Source organism: Streptomyces sindenensis (assembly GCF_014649035.1).
Lineage (GTDB): Bacteria > Actinomycetota > Actinomycetes > Streptomycetales > Streptomycetaceae > Streptomyces > Streptomyces sindenensis.
In genome coordinates, this window is sequence record NZ_BMSG01000005.1 from 65,223 (window position 1) to 79,582 (window position 14,360).

Sequence of the window (14,360 nt, forward strand, 5' to 3'; positions counted from 1 at the left end):
GGCACCCTCATGAGCAACAACCTCCCCAAGGTCGCCTGGATCGGTCTCGGCATCATGGGCTCCCCCATGTCGGAGAACCTGATCAAGGCCGGTTACTCCGTCACCGGATACACCCTGGAGCAGGACAAGATCGACCGGCTGGTCGCGGCCGGCGGCACCGGCGCCTCCTCGATCGCGGACGCGGTCAGGGACGCGGATGTCGTCATCACGATGGTGCCCGCGTCGCCGCAGGTCGAGGCCATCGCGTACGGCCCGGACGGCATCCTGGAGAACGCCAGGCGCGGCGCGCTGCTGGTGGACATGTCCTCCATCACCCCGCAGACCTCGGTCGACCTCGCCAAGAACGCGGCCGAGAAGGGCATCCGGGTCCTGGACGCGCCGGTCTCCGGCGGCGAGGCCGGCGCCATCGAGGCGGTCCTGTCCATCATGGTCGGCGGCGAGCAGGCGGACTTCGACACCGCGAAGCCGCTCCTGGAGGCGCTGGGCAAGACCATCGTGCTCTGCGGTCCGCACGGCTCCGGCCAGACGGTGAAGGCCGCCAACCAGCTGATCGTCGCGGTCAACATCCAGGCCTGCGCCGAGGCCGTGGTCTTCCTGGAGAAGTCCGGGGTCGACCTCACCGCCGCGCTCGACGTCCTCAACGGGGGCCTCGCCGGCTCGACCGTGCTGACCCGCAAGAAGGACAACTTCCTGAAGCGGGACTTCGCCCCCGGCTTCCGGATCGACCTGCACCACAAGGACATGGGCATCGTCACGGACGCCGCCCGCAACGTCGGCGCGGCCCTGCCCGTCGGCGGCGTGGTCGCCCAGCTGGTCGCCTCGCTGCGCGCCCAGGGCGACGGCGGCCTCGACCACTCGGCGCTGCTGCGCTCGGTCGAGCGGCTCTCCGGCTCCCAGGTCTGACCCCTCCCCCGGCTCCACGAGGAGCCCCCGGCCCCGCACGGGGCCACGGCCCGCACGACGGGCCCCCTGATCTCCGGGCCGCGGTGGCGCTGACACCTGTCCTGTCGCGCCCAGGCGCTGCCGCGGCCCGGAACCACACACTTCGATTTCAACAAACTGTTGACGTTCTCTCGGCGGCGAATCTACGCTCCTCAAGCCGTCAGCAGCTCGTACGAAAGGTCATCCCGCCACATGGCTAAGCGTGTGCTCACGACCGAGTCAGGCGCCCCGGTCGCCGACAACCAGAACTCCGCCACCGCCGGTGCCGGTGGACCGATCCTCCTCCAGGACCAGCACCTCCTGGAGAAGCTCGCCCGCTTCAACCGTGAGCGCATCCCGGAGCGCGTCGTGCACGCCCGTGGCTCCGGTGCGTACGGCTACTTCGAGGTGACCGACGACGTCACGGGCTTCACCCGCGCCGACTTCCTCTCCGCGGTCGGCAAGCGCACCGAGACGTTCCTCCGCTTCTCGACCGTCGCCGACTCGCTCGGCGGCGCGGACGCGGTCCGCGACCCGCGCGGCTTCGCCCTCAAGTTCTACACGGACGAGGGCAATTACGACCTGGTCGGCAACAACACCCCGGTGTTCTTCATCAAGGACCCGATCAAGTTCCCCGACTTCATCCACTCGCAGAAGCGCGACCCGTTCACCGGCAAGCAGGAGCCGGACAACGTCTGGGACTTCTGGGCGCACGCCCCCGAGGCGACGCACCAGATCACCTGGCTGATGGGCGACCGCGGCATCCCCGCCTCGTACCGCCACATGAACGGTTACGGCTCGCACACCTACCAGTGGACGAACGCCGAGGGCGAGGCCTTCTTCGTCAAGTACCACTTCAAGACGAACCAGGGCGTGCGGTCCCTCTCCGCCGAGCAGGCCGCCGAGCTCGTCGGCAAGGACGCCAACTCGCACCAGACGGATCTGCTCCAGGCCATCGAGCGCGGCGTCAACCCGTCCTGGACGCTGTACGTCCAGGTGATGCCGGCCGCCGAGGCCGCCGACTACCGGTTCAACCCGTTCGACCTCACCAAGGTGTGGCCGCACAGCGACTACCCGCTCCAGCGGGTCGGCCGCCTGGTCCTGGACCGGAACCCGGACAACGTCTTCGCCGAGGTCGAGCAGGCCGCGTTCTCCCCGAACAACTTCGTGCCCGGCATCGGCCCCTCCCCGGACAAGATGCTCCAGGGCCGGCTGTTCGCCTACGCGGACGCGCACCGCTACCGCCTGGGCGTCAACCACACCCAGCTGCCGGTGAACGCCCCGCGCACGGCGGTCGTCGACAACTACGGCCGCGACGGTCTGCACGCGACCCGCAACGGCTCGCGCCACGACAAGAACTACGAGCCCAACTCGTACGCCGGCCCGGCGCAGACCGACGCGGCGCTCGCCGCACCGCTGGCGATCCACGGCTGGACGGGCACGCACGAGGCGCCCGCCCACACCAAGGACGACGACTTCTTCCAGGCGGGCGAACTCTTCCGGCTCATGTCGGAGGACGAGAAGGGCCGCCTGGTCGCGAACATCGCGGGGGGCCTCTCGCAGGTCACCCGCGACGACGTGATCGAGAAGAACCTCGCGCACTTCCACGCCGCCGACGCCGACTACGGCAAGCGCGTGGAGGAGGCGGTCCGCGCCCTGCGCGAGGACTGAGCCTCCCCTGTGCCCCTGCTCGCACCGCGCACCCGGATGAGGGGTGCCGCGCGGGACGGGCAGGACGACGAGGCCGCGGCGGCTGTGCGATGCCAGTGCGGTGGTGAAGGCCCGGGGACCGTCTCCTGACCTGAAGGAGACGCCCTCGCCCGGGCCGATCGCCGCCGCCGCGGTCCCTGTCACCCCCCTGAACGAGGGCGTGGAGTACGGATACGGTCCCGTACCCCACGCCCTTCTCGCGTGCCCGCGCCCCGCCGTGATCCGCGCCCGGTGGCGGCGGCCGGCCGGCAGACCAGGCCGTGCGGTGCGAAGGGTGCCAGGATGTCCGTATGGACGTCCGCAAGAGAAACCGGGTGCGGGTGACCGGCCGGGAAAGCGGCCCGGTGGTCATGCTCGCCCACGGTTTCGGCTGCGACCAGAACCTCTGGCGTCTCGTCGCGCCCGCGCTGGCAGAGCACTTCCGGGTGGTCCTGTTCGACCATGTGGGGGCGGGGCGTTCCGATCCGTCGGCCTGGAGCCCGGAGCGGTACTCCACCCTGGACGGCTACGCGCAGGACGTCATCGGCATCTGCCGGGAGCTCGGTCTCGGGCCCGTGACCTTCGTCGGGCATTCGGTCAGTTCCATGATCGGTGTGCTCGCCGCCGTTGAGGAGCCCGCGCTCTTCGAGAAACTGATCCTCCTCACCCCCTCGCCGTCGTACATCGACGACGGCGACTACCGGGGCGGATTCAGCGAGCAGGACATCGACGAACTGCTCGAGTCACTGGACAGCAACTATCTGGGCTGGTCGGCGACCATGGCACCGGTGATCATGGGAAACCCGGACCGCCCGGAACTGGGCGAAGAGCTGACCAACAGCTTCTGCCGGACGGACCCCGAGATGGCCCGGGTCTTCGCGAGGACCACCTTCCTGTCCGACAACCGGGCGGACCTCGCCGAGGTGACCGTTCCGACGCTCGTCGCCGAGAGCGCGCACGACACGATCGCTCCGCGTGAGGTGGGCGCCTTCGTCCACGCGCAGATCCGCGGCAGCGAGCTGGTCACACTGGACTCCAGGGGCCACTGTCCCCAGCTGAGCGCCCCCGAGGAGACCGCCGAGGCGATCATCGCCTTCGTGCAGGGGTCGTGACCGTGCGCCGGGGCAGCGAGGGGACCGACGGATCGTGGCCCTCGCAGGACCGCGACCAGGCCCCCCGGGTGTTGTCCGCCCTGCTGGAGGACAGCGTGGAGGACCTGTACGAGAACGCGCCGTGCGGCTACCTCTCCACACTGATGGACGGGCGGATCGCCAAAATCAACGGAACGCTCCTGAGATGGCTCGGCCGTCGTCGCGAGGACCTGGTGGGCCACCGGCACTTCTCCGACCTGCTGACCATCGGTGGCAGGCTCTACCACGAGACGCACTTCGCACCGCTGCTGCGGATGCAGGGCGAGATCAACGGCGTCGCCCTGGAACTCAAGGCCGCGGACGGCACCCGGCTGCCGGTCCTGGCCACGTCCACCGTCAAGCGGGGCGAGGACGGCGAACCGCTGCTCATCCGCACCACCCTCCTCGACGCCCGGGACAGGCGCGCCTACGAGCGCGAACTCCTGCGGGCCCGGCAGGAGGCCGAGCACGACCGCGAACGTCTGCAACGCCTCGCCACCACCCTGCAGCGCACCCTGATCCCGCCGGCCATCGAACCGGTTCCCGGAATGGAGGCCGCCGCGCACTACCACTTCGCGTCCTCCGACGAGGTGGGCGGGGACTTCTACGATCTGTTCCCGCTCGCCGGCGGAAGCTGGGGGTTCTTCATGGGGGATGTGCGCGGCAAGGGCGCCGACGCGGCCGTGGTGACGTCGTTGGCGCGGTACACCCTGCGGGCCGCGGCGGTCTCCGATCCGGAACCGGGCAGCGTACTGGCCAACCTCAACACCGCGCTCAACCAGCAGGCCCAGGAGGACGAACCACCCTTCTGCACCGTGATCTTCGGCCTGCTCGCACCCGAGGAGCACGGCCTCGGATTCCATGTCGTCCTGGCAGGCGGCGGCCACCCTCCCGCGATGCTGCTGCGGGCCGACGGCAGCGCCGACTACCTGCCCACCCCGGGCGGACAGCTGGTCGGCGTCGTACCGGACGCGCAGTTCACCACCGCCACCCTGGACCTGCGTCCCGGCGACACCCTGTTGCTCTACACCGACGGTCTGACCGAGGCCCGTACCGGGGACGCGGGGGAACGCTACGGCGACGAAGCGCTCCTGGACTTCGCGAGGTCCCTGGCGCCCACGTCGGCGCCCGGCGCCGTCGGGGCGGTCACCGCACTGCTGGACTCGTTCGGCGAGGGACTCGACGACGACACGGCGCTCCTGGCGATGAGCGTGCCCCCGGGCGAGCGGTGAGGGGCCGGGCGGGGGCACAGCGGCGGGCCCCGCCCGGGCAGGAGTCCGGGGCGGGGCCGTTCGGTGCGGGGGCGGGCGGGTCAGGAGACCGTCAGGGGGCGGATCGCCGTCGGGGCGTGGGACGGGTCCGTCGCCAGGTCCTCGAACTCGTTCACCGACGCGATGTCGGTCCCGCTCATCGCGATGTTCGTGACCCGCTCCAGGATCGCCTCGACGACGACCGGGACGCGGAACTCCGCCGCCTGCTTCTTCGCCTCCTCGAAGGCTGGCAGCAGCTGGTCCGGCTCGGTGACCCGGATCGCCTTGCAGCCGAGGCCCTCGACGACCTTGACGTGGTCGACGCCGTAGACGCCCAGCTCCGGGGAGTTGAGGTTCTCGAACTCCAGGTTGACCTGGAAGTCGATGTCGAAGTTGCGCTGCGCCTGGCGGATCAGCCCGAGGTAGGAGTTGTTCACCAGGACGTGGACGTACGGGATGCGGTGCTGCGCGCCGACCGCCAGCTCCTCCAGCATGAACTGGAAGTCGTAGTCGCCGGAGAGGGCGACGACCGTGCCCTCCGGGTCCGCGGTGGCGACACCCAGCGCGGCCGGGATCGTCCAGCCCAGCGGGCCCGCCTGGCCGCAGTTGATCCAGTGGCGCGGCTTGTAGACGTGCAGCATCTGCGCGCCGGCGATCTGGGAGAGCCCGATCGTGGTGACGTAACGGGTCTCCGGGCCGAACGCCCGGTTCATCTCCTCGTACACGCGCTGCGGCTTGAGCGGCACGTTGTCGAAGTGCGTCCTGCGCTGGAGGGTCGCCTTGCGCTCCTGCGTGGAGGCGGCCCAGGCCGAGCGGTCCTTCAGCTCGCCCGCCGCCTTCAGCTCGCGCGCCACCTCGACGAAGAGCGTCAGCGCCGCCTTGGCGTCGGAGGCGATGCCGAGGTCCGGGGCGAAGATCTTGCCGATCTGGGTGGGCTCGACGTCGACGTGGACGAAGGTGCGGCCCTGGGTGTAGACGTCCAGCTTGCCGGTGTGGCGGTTGGCCCAGCGGTTGCCGATGCCGAGGACGAAGTCGGACTCCAGGAAGTTGGCGTTGCCGTAGCGGTGCGAGGTCTGGAGGCCCACCATGCCGGCGTTCAGCTCGTGGTCGTCGGGGAGGATGCCCCAGCCCATCAGGGTCGGGATGACGGGGACGCCGGTCAGCTCGGCGAACTCCACGAGCAGCTCGGCGGCGTCGGCGTTGATGATGCCGCCGCCCGCGACGAGCACCGGGCGCTCCGAGTCGTTCAGCATCCGCACGGCCCGCTCGATCTGCTTGCGGGAGGCGGCGGGCTTGTGCACCGGGAGGGGCTCGTACAGCTCGGGGTCGAACTCGATCTCGGTGAGCTGGACGTCGATCGGCAGGTCGATGAGGACCGGTCCGGGGCGTCCGGTGCGCATCAGGTGGAAGGCCTGCTGGAAGACGCCGGGGACCTGCGCGGCCTCCAGGACAGTGGTCGCCGCCTTGGTGACCGGCTTGGCGATCGAGGCGATGTCGACGGCCTGGAAGTCCTCCTTGTGCAGGACGGCCGTCGGCGCCTGACCGGTGATGCAGAGGATCGGGATGGAGTCGGCGATGGCCGAGTACAGCCCGGTGATCATGTCGGTGCCCGCCGGACCCGACGTACCGATGCAGACGCCGATGTTGCCCGCCCTGGCCCGGGTGTAGCCCTCCGCCATGTGGGAGGCGCCCTCGACGTGCCGGGCCAGTGTGTGGTGGACCCCGCCGGAGGCCTTGAGGGCGGCGTAGAAGGGGTTGATCGCCGCGCCCGGAACGCCGAACGCGTTGCTGACGCCTTCGCGCTTCAGGATCTCAACTGCCGCTCGGGCAGCGGTCATACGAGGCATGGAAGCTCCTGCTCGGGATTGGTGGAGTCGGGCTCTGTCGCGCCACCTGAGAGCACCAATTCCGTATTACGGAAACTTAGTTCTGCTATATGGAAGCAATCTAGAAGCTGGGGCGATCGCAGTCAAGGGTGTGCACCGGTGCCCGCATCGCACGAAGTACGCCGATCCCCTCCCCAGAGCCTCGCTCCTGGTGGACGATGGTGTGACGAGTCAGGCACGGAGCGGAGTCGGCCGCGCGGCCGTGCCGGAGGGAGAGATACGTGGAGTCCGTGCCGGTCCGGTGCCCCGTCTGCAACCGGGACCACGCCTACAGCACACCGGCCTACCCCTGCCCGTGCGGCATGCCCACGGCCCCGCCGCTGCTCCGCGACGCCCCGGCGGTCCGGGTCGGCCATCGCAGCTGGAACGACGTGTGGGTCACCGTCCGCTGCTCGTCCTGCGCCCGGGAGGACCAGTGGCCGCAGCCCGAACTGTGCTGCCCGTGCGGCACCGTCCTGCGGATACCGGTCCGTCCGGTGGCCGCCGCCCCGCCCCCGCCCTCACCGGTCCCGCCGGCCCACATCCCCCTGCCGCGCACCGCCGCGCACCCGCGCCCGGCGTTCCGCCCGATGACGATCCGTACGGGCCACGACGCGGTGAGCGCGGCCGGTCTGTATCTGACCTGGCTCGGCTTCCGCGACGTCGGCCGGCCCGGCGCCGGCCCGGCCTCCGGCATCGACCTCCGGGGCGACGGCGTCATCGCCCGGGTCGACTCCAGCACCCGCCCGGCCGCACTGCGCGCGGTCGAGACCCTCTGGCTCAACGCGCTGGGCGCCTCGGCGGCCGGGGTGTTCTTCTCCCTCGCGGGGTACGCCCCCGACGCCCGGGCCCGCGCGGACGGCGTCGGTCTCCCGCTCTTCGTGATCGACCTGACCGGGACCCCGCAGCCGGTCAACAGCCCCGCCGGCGAACTGGTGAGCACAGGCGCCTGAACGGACGGCGCGGGCGCCGCGCGGGCAACCGGATCCGGCCACCCGCGTACCGGTCCGGCCTCCGGCGCGGCACACTGAGTCCATGCGTATCCGCTCCGCCAGACGCTCGGATCTCCCGCTGCTCCAGGAGATCGAGCGCGCCGCAGGGGAACCGTTCCGCGCCCTGGGCATGGCCTTCGTGGCCGATGATGATCCGCCCCCGCTCGACCTGCTGGAGAGCTACCGGCAGGCAGGCCGTTGCTGGGTGGCCACCGACCCCCTCTCCGTCACCGGCGACCGGCCGCTCGGCTATGTGCTCGCCGATCCCGTCGACGACGCCCTGCACATCGAGCAGGTTTCGGTCGACCCGGCCGCCGCCCGCCGGGGTATCGGGCGGGGCCTGATCGCCCACCTCGCCGCCCTGGCGGCGCGGCGGGGCATGACGGCGCTCACCCTGACCACCTTCACCGACGTGCCGTGGAACGCCCCGTACTACGCCCGGATCGGCTTCCGGGTCCTGACCGAGCACGAACTCACCGACGGGCTCCGCGCGATCCGCGCCGAGGAGGCCCAGCACGGCCTCGATCGCTGGCCCCGGGTCTGCATGCGCCGCGACCTGTCGGCCGTCCCCCGGCCCTCACCCCCGGCCCCGAAGCCCACGAAGACCCCACCGGTTCCGGAGACTTCGGGAGCCCCGGGCACTCCGGGGGCCGTGGCTGTCAGTGGTGGCGGATAAGCTGTGCGCATGGCCTTACTCCCCGACAGCTCCCACCCCGCAGACCGCCCCGCGCCCGCCGCCGAGCAGGCCAACGAGGCCATCCGCGCGCTCGTCGACGCCACCGGACCGGACTGGTCCCCGGTCCAGACGGCGACGTACGAGGTGCTGCTCATCGAGTGGGCGGCGGCGACCCGGGGCGACCCCGACATCATCGAAGCCGCCTGATCCGGCACCCCGGCCGGCCCGCCCGCCCCTCCCTCTCCTCAGTCCGCGTACGTCTCGCGCAGCTCGATCTTGCGGACCTTCCCGCTGACCGTCATCGGGAAGGTCTCCAGGATCCGCAGCCTGCGCGGGATCTTGTAGTGCGCGAGCCGCTCCCGGCAGTGCGCGGTGAGCTCCTCCAGGGTGGGCGGGTCGGCCGGGTCGCGGGGGATGACGCAGGCCAGGATCTCCTCCCCGTACCGCTCGTCCGGAATGCCGACCACCTGGACGTCGGCGATCTTCGGGTGGCCGTGCAGGAATTCCTCGATCTCCCTCGGGTACACGTTCTCGCCGCCCCGGATGATCATGTCCTTGATCCGGCCGACGACCTGCACATAACCGTCCTCGCCCATCACCGCGAGGTCGCCCGTGTGCATCCACCGCCCCGCGTCGATCACCTCGGCGGTGCGGTCGGGCTGGTCCCAGTAGCCGAGCATCACGCTGTAGCCCCGGGTGCGCAGTTCGCCCGATGCGCCGCGCGGCAGGGTGACGCCGGTGACCGGGTCGACGACCTTGACCTCGATGTGCGGCAGCACGCGGCCCACCGTGCCGGTGCGGCGCTCCAGGTCGTCGTCGCGGCGGGTCTGGGTGGAGACGGGCGACGTCTCCGTCATCCCGTAGCAGATGGACACCTCGGCCATGTGCATCTCGGCGACGACCCGCTTCATCACCTCGGCCGGGCAGGGGGATCCGGCCATGATCCCGGTGCGCAGCGAGGAGAGGTCGTACGCGGCGAAGTCCGGCAGGTTCAGTTCGGCGATGAACATGGTGGGCACCCCGTACAGCGAGGTGCAGCGCTCCTGCTGGACGGCGGCCAGCACGGCGGCGGGCTCGAAGGACGGGCCGGGGATCACGACGCAGGCGCCGTGCGAGGTGGCGGCGAGGTTGCCCATCACCATGCCGAAGCAGTGGTAGAAGGGCACCGGGAGGCAGATCCGGTCCGCCTCGGTGTAGGCGATCGTCTCCCCCACGAAGTACCCGTTGTTGAGGATGTTGTGGTGGGAGAGGGTCGCTCCCTTGGGGAAGCCGGTGGTGCCCGAGGTGTACTGGATGTTGATCGGGTCGTCGCAGGACAGCTCCGCCTCGCGGGCGGCCAGTTGGTCACGTGTGACGGCGGGGGCGGCTGCGGTCAGCTCCGCCCAGGACGGATCGCCGATGTAGTGGACGGCCCGCAGAGCGGGGCAGTTGCCGCGGACCTCGTCGACGAGGGCGCGGTAGTCGCTGGTGCGGTGCGCGAGCGAGGCGATGAGCAGGGAGATGCCCGCCTGCTTCAGGACGAACTCCACCTCGTGTGCGCGGTAGGCCGGGTTGACGGTGACCATGACGGCCCCGATCCGGGCGGTGGCGTACTGGACGAGCACCCACTCGGGGCAGTTGACCGCCCAGATGCCGACCCGGTCGCCCTTCGCCACCCCCGATGCCATCAGGGCCCGGGCCAGTTCGTCGACGTCCGCCACGAATTGCGTGTACGTCCAGCGCCGGCCGGAGGCCACGTCGACGAGGGCCTCGCGGTCACCGTGGGCGGCGGCCGTCCGGTCGAGGTTGCGGCCGATGGTGTCGCCGAGCAGGGCGGTGTCGCCGGTGCCGTGTGCGTACGAGAGCGGGTTCACTTCAGGTCTCCCTCGTCGAACTCGGCGCCGGTGCCGAGGGCGGTGCGTTCGCGGAGTTCGATGCGGCGGATCTTGCCCGAGACGGTCTTGGGCAGCTCCGCGAACTCCAGCCTGCGGATGCGTTTGTACGGGGCGAGGACCGCCCGGGAGTGCTCGAAGAGGATCTTCGCGGTGTCCGGCCCCGCCTCCCAGCCGTCCGCGAGAACGACGTACGCCTTCGGGACGGCGAGGCGGAGCGGGTCGGGCGCGGGGACGACGGCGGCCTCGGCGACCGCCTCGTGTTCCAGCAGGGCGCTCTCCAGCTCGAACGGTGAGATCTTGTAGTCGGAGGCCTTGAACACGTCGTCGGCGCGGCCCACGTAGGTGATGTAGCCGTCCTCGTCGCGGGCGCCGATGTCCCCGGTGCGGTAGTAGCCGCCGGCCATCGCTTCGGCGGTGCGGTCGGGGTCGCCGTGATATCCGGTCATCAGGCCGACGGGGCGGTCGGCCAGGTCGAGGGCGATCTCGCCCTCCGCGGCCCCGGGCTGCCCGGTCACCGGGTCGAGGAGTTCGACGGTGAAGCCGGGGCTCGGGCGGCCCATGGAGCCGGTCTTGAGGGGCTGGCCCGGGCTGTTGGCGACCTGGACGGCGGTCTCGGTCTGGCCGAAGCCGTCCCGGATGGTGACGCCCCACTCCCGCCGGACCGTCTCGATGACCTCCGGGTTCAGCGGCTCACCGGCCGCGACGACCTCGCGCGGCGGGCTCGTCAACTGGCTCAGGTCCGCCTGGATGAGCATCCGCCAGACGGTGGGCGGAGCACAGAAGCTGGTGATGCCCGAGCGGTCCATCTCGGCCATCAGCCGGCCCGCGTCGAAGCGGGTGTAGTTGAAGATGAAGACGGTGGCCTCGGCGGTCCACGGGGCGAAGAGGTTCGACCAGGCGTGCTTGGCCCAGCCGGGCGAGGAGATGTTCAGGTGTACGTCGCCGGGCTGGAGGCCGATCCAGTACATCGTCGCCAAGTGGCCCACGGGGTAGGAGACATGGGTGTGCTCGACCAGCTTGGGGCTGGCGGTCGTACCGGAGGTGAAGTAGAGCATCAGTGGTTCGTCGGCGTCCGTCTCCCGGCCGGGTGCGAAGTCGGCGGACGCCTCGGCCGCATCCGCGTACGACCGCCAGCCCGCCACCTCCTCGCCCACCGCGATCCGGGTGTAGTCGCCGGGGACCTCGTCGAACTTCGCGGTGTCCGCGTCCCGCACCAGCACATGGCGCACCCGGCCGCGCTCCACCCGGTCGCGCAGATCGGCGGGGCCGAGCAGCGGCGTGGCGGGGATGACGACGGCGCGCAGCTTCATCGCGGCGAGCGCGGTCTCCCACAGCTCGACCTGGTTGCCGAGCATCACGAGGATGCGGTCGCCCTCCCGCACGCCCTGCGCCCTCAGCCAGTTGGCGGCCCGGTCGGAGCGCTCCGACATCGCGGCGAAGGACACCTCGGTGCGCCGGCCGTCCTCCTCCACGATGTGCAGGGCGGTGCGGTCGTTGTTCTCGGCGATGACGTCGAACCAGTCCAGCGCCCAGTTGAAGTGGTCCGCCCGCGGCCAGCGGAAGCCCGCGTACGCCCGCTCGTAGTCCTCGCGGTGCTCCAGCAGGAAGTCCCGGGCGGCCCGGAACGTCTCGGTCGCGCTGGTTGCCGACATGTGCCCTCCTCGTTACGGACCGGTCGCCTAACATCATGTAAACAGTGACCCAGGTCTCACCACCCCCGGACGGGGGTGGTCCGCTCCCCGTCCGGGGGTGGGCTGAGCGGGCCGGGGCGGAGGGGCGTCGGAGTGCCGGAAGCGGTCGATGCGGTGGAGATGCAGGCGGCGCTGGCGAGACTGCGCCGCACGAGCGGGCTTCCCGTGGTGTTCGGCGGTCTGCTGACGGACGCGCGCCACGCCCGGATCGCCGAGCTGAACGGGGCGCAGACCAGCGCCCTGCGGGGTCTCGTCATCTCCGCCGGGAGCGGCCTCGGCGGCAAGGCCATCGCGCTGTCCCGGCCCTGCGCGGTGACGGACTACGCCACCTCCCGCCACATCAGCCATGAGTACGACGCGGCGGTGGCGGCGGAGGGCCTGCGTTCGGTCGTCGCGGCCCCCGTCGTCGTCCGGCGTGCGGTGCGGGGCGTGCTCTACGGTGCGCTGCGTACGCCGGTCACGCTCGGCGACCGGACGTTCGACGCGGTGGTGGCGGCGGCCCGTGATGTGGAGCAGTCGCTCGCGGTACGGGACTCGACGCGGCAGTTGCTGGCGGCGGGCCGGGAGCGGGTGAGCGATCCGGACGCGGTGCCGGGTACCTGGGAGGACGTGCGCGAGGCCCACCGGGACCTGCGTGCCCTGGTTCCCAAGGTCGTGGACCCGGCCCTGCGCGACGAGTTGCTGAAGGTCTGCGGGCGGCTCGCCTCGGCGTCGGGGGCCAGGGCGTCCACGGCCCGGGAGGTGCGCCTCGCCCCGCGCGAGGTGGACGTGGTGGCGTGTGTGGCGGTGGGCGCGACGAACGCGGCGGCGGCCGAGCGGCTGGGGCTGCGGCCCGAGACGGTCAGGGGGTATCTGCGGTCCGCGATGCGGAAGCTGGGGGCGCACACCCGGCTGGAGGCGGTGGTGGCGGCCCGCCGGGCGGGGCTGCTGCCCTGACATCCGGGCCGCCGGGCGGTGGCCGATGCCCCCTCGGCCCGCCCTGTCCCCCGGCCGCCTCGGTCCGTTCAGTCCCCGAAGTCCAGGAACGCGCCGAAGCGGATGTCGTGGTCCTCGGCGTCGGTCAGCACCGCCAGCATCCGTGCCGCCTCCTCGGTGATCTCCGTACGCTGCGCGCGGCTCGCCTTCCGCAGCGGCTGCACGGTGAGGATCGCCGTACCCCCCTCGCGGTCGACGCGCCAGAGGGCGTCCAGGAATCCGTCGACGAGGACGCTGCCGTACGTCTGGTTGCCCTTTCCGTTGCGCCCCTTGTTGACCTCGGGGATGACGCGGGCGCGGTCGGCGTGGCCGAGCAGGACGTTGTCGAACTCGGGCAGGAAGCGCGGCGGGGCCGGGGTGTCCGGGTCGGGGCGCGGGGCGTCCGGGAGGTCGAACAGCTCGACACCCCGCTCGTCCCGGAAGGTGAGCAGCCCGGGCCTGAGCCGTTCGAAGACCTCCTTCGTACGGGTGAGGCCCGCCCAGGACTGGAAGTCCATCACCGAGGCAGGGCCGAACGCGCCGAGGTAGCGCAGCACGGTGGCGTCGAGCTCCCCCACGGGCGCGGCGGGCCGACCGAGCCAGTGCTCCACGGTGGTCAGGGCGACCTGCCCGCTGCGGCCCCACAGTCCGCGCGGGGTGACCTGGACCAGCGGCAGCAGACAGCGGGCGGCGGCGGTGAGCGCGAGCGGGTCGGCCTCCGGCCAGTGCGCGAGGAGTTCCCCCCGCAGTTCCCCGACCGGGCGCGGGCGCTCCCGGACCAGCTCCTCGGCCACCGTCGCCAGCCGTTCGAGGTCCACCCCCTCCAGCCCGCGCCGGAACCCCTTCAGCTCCCGCTCGCGTGCCGCCTGCACCAGCGGGCGCAGGGTGAGCGCGTCGTCCGCCGTATGGGTGTGGAGGGTGGAGCGCAGGGTGACGATGCGGACCACCTCGCGGGCCTCCATCAGCGCGGACAGCTCCGCGGGGTCGAAGTCCGCGAGCCTGGCGTACAGCTGGAAGTACGGCGGCTTGGTGTTCTGCGCCTGGAGCCCGACGAGGTGGGCGACGGCGTCCTTCGCGGACATCGGTGACCTGTGCAGCAGGAGCTGCCGGTCCAGGGTCGCCCGGTTCAGCGCCCGCACGGGCAGGACAGCGGGGTGTGCGGCGGTGCGGTGCGTCTTCGTGGCCATGGTCCGCACGCTACCGGCGCTTGCGGTCAGCCACGGTCCGCAATCGGTGGAGCGTCCTCGTCACGTCGGCTCCGGCCGCGGCCGCGCGGCACGCCCACCGGGCCCGTGTGCGAGCGCCCCGGCCGGGGCGG

Annotated in this window: 12 protein-coding genes; 8 read left to right on the forward strand and 4 right to left on the reverse strand. The window is 71.6% G+C overall.

The window, feature by feature from the left end; all coding sequences use genetic code 11:
• Positions 1-9: 9 nt before the first annotated feature.
• The 4 genes from IE145_RS08570 (at position 10) to IE145_RS08585 (ending at position 4,972) form a co-directional block, all read left to right on the forward strand.
• Complete coding sequence (locus tag IE145_RS08570; RefSeq protein WP_189520300.1) at positions 10-903, forward strand: 2-hydroxy-3-oxopropionate reductase; 894 nt, start codon at positions 10-12, stop codon at positions 901-903.
• Between the two features lie 231 nt (positions 904-1,134).
• Complete coding sequence (locus tag IE145_RS08575) at positions 1,135-2,592, forward strand: catalase (RefSeq protein ID WP_189520301.1); 1,458 nt, start codon at positions 1,135-1,137, stop codon at positions 2,590-2,592.
• A 329-nt stretch (positions 2,593-2,921) separates the two neighbouring features.
• The gene (locus IE145_RS08580) at positions 2,922-3,722 is read left to right on the forward strand and encodes an alpha/beta fold hydrolase (RefSeq protein WP_189520302.1); all 801 of its coding nucleotides are present in this window, start codon (positions 2,922-2,924) and stop codon (positions 3,720-3,722) included.
• 68 nt (positions 3,723-3,790) lie between these two features.
• Positions 3,791-4,972, forward strand: coding sequence for a PP2C family protein-serine/threonine phosphatase (locus IE145_RS08585; RefSeq protein WP_229825458.1), 1,182 nt, complete (start codon positions 3,791-3,793; stop codon positions 4,970-4,972).
• 80 nt (positions 4,973-5,052) lie between these two features.
• On the opposite strand, the gene gcl is transcribed toward IE145_RS08585, so the two are convergent.
• Positions 5,053-6,837 (reverse strand): glyoxylate carboligase, encoded by a 1,785-nt coding sequence (gene gcl / locus IE145_RS08590; protein WP_189520303.1) that lies wholly within the window; start codon positions 6,835-6,837, stop codon positions 5,053-5,055.
• A gap of 260 nt (positions 6,838-7,097) precedes the next feature.
• Between gcl and IE145_RS08595 the strand changes: the two genes are divergently transcribed.
• The 3 genes from IE145_RS08595 to IE145_RS08605 all read left to right on the forward strand — a co-directional run bounded on the left by IE145_RS08595 (position 7,098) and on the right by IE145_RS08605 (position 8,730).
• Positions 7,098-7,808: a hypothetical protein gene (locus tag IE145_RS08595; protein WP_189520304.1), complete on the forward strand. Its 711-nt coding sequence runs from the start codon at positions 7,098-7,100 to the stop codon at positions 7,806-7,808.
• Between the two features lie 82 nt (positions 7,809-7,890).
• Positions 7,891-8,523: a GNAT family N-acetyltransferase gene (locus IE145_RS08600; protein ID WP_189520305.1), complete on the forward strand. Its 633-nt coding sequence runs from the start codon at positions 7,891-7,893 to the stop codon at positions 8,521-8,523.
• A gap of 9 nt (positions 8,524-8,532) precedes the next feature.
• A complete protein-coding gene (locus IE145_RS08605) occupies positions 8,533-8,730 on the forward strand; it encodes a hypothetical protein (RefSeq protein ID WP_189520306.1) in 198 nt (65 codons plus the stop codon).
• Between the two features lie 38 nt (positions 8,731-8,768).
• Here IE145_RS08605 and IE145_RS08610 read toward each other — a convergent pair whose 3' ends face one another.
• Positions 8,769-10,376 (reverse strand): AMP-binding protein, encoded by a 1,608-nt coding sequence (locus IE145_RS08610; RefSeq protein ID WP_189520307.1) that lies wholly within the window; start codon positions 10,374-10,376, stop codon positions 8,769-8,771.
• A complete protein-coding gene (locus IE145_RS08615; RefSeq protein ID WP_189520308.1) occupies positions 10,373-12,049 on the reverse strand; it encodes an AMP-binding protein in 1,677 nt (558 codons plus the stop codon). Before IE145_RS08615 ends, IE145_RS08610 begins: the two co-directional genes overlap by 4 nt.
• 132 nt (positions 12,050-12,181) lie before the next feature.
• Here IE145_RS08615 and IE145_RS08620 point away from each other — a divergent pair, with 132 nt between their 5' ends.
• A complete protein-coding gene (locus IE145_RS08620; protein WP_189520309.1) occupies positions 12,182-13,024 on the forward strand; it encodes a response regulator transcription factor in 843 nt (280 codons plus the stop codon).
• 68 nt (positions 13,025-13,092) lie between these two features.
• Here the strand turns inward: IE145_RS08620 and IE145_RS08625 are convergent, their stop codons facing one another.
• Entirely contained in the window at positions 13,093-14,229 is a 1,137-nt protein-coding gene (locus tag IE145_RS08625; protein WP_189520310.1) for a winged helix DNA-binding domain-containing protein, read from the reverse strand.
• Positions 14,230-14,360 lie beyond the last annotated feature (131 nt).

Excerpts from the sequence above, each read along its gene's own strand:
- IE145_RS08570 (WP_189520300.1), top strand. The coding sequence starts at position 10 with ATGAGCAACAACCTCCCCAAGGTCGCCTGGATCGGTCTCGGCATCATG.
- IE145_RS08575 (WP_189520301.1), top strand. The coding sequence starts at position 1,135 with ATGGCTAAGCGTGTGCTCACGACCGAGTCAGGCGCCCCGGTCGCCGAC.
- IE145_RS08580 (WP_189520302.1), top strand. The coding sequence starts at position 2,922 with ATGGACGTCCGCAAGAGAAACCGGGTGCGGGTGACCGGCCGGGAAAGC.
- gcl (WP_189520303.1), bottom strand. The coding sequence starts at position 6,837 with ATGCCTCGTATGACCGCTGCCCGAGCGGCAGTTGAGATCCTGAAGCGC.
- IE145_RS08600 (WP_189520305.1), top strand. The coding sequence starts at position 7,891 with ATGCGTATCCGCTCCGCCAGACGCTCGGATCTCCCGCTGCTCCAGGAG.
- IE145_RS08605 (WP_189520306.1), top strand. The coding sequence starts at position 8,533 with ATGGCCTTACTCCCCGACAGCTCCCACCCCGCAGACCGCCCCGCGCCC.
- IE145_RS08615 (WP_189520308.1), bottom strand. The coding sequence starts at position 12,049 with ATGTCGGCAACCAGCGCGACCGAGACGTTCCGGGCCGCCCGGGACTTC.
- IE145_RS08625 (WP_189520310.1), bottom strand. The coding sequence starts at position 14,229 with ATGGCCACGAAGACGCACCGCACCGCCGCACACCCCGCTGTCCTGCCC.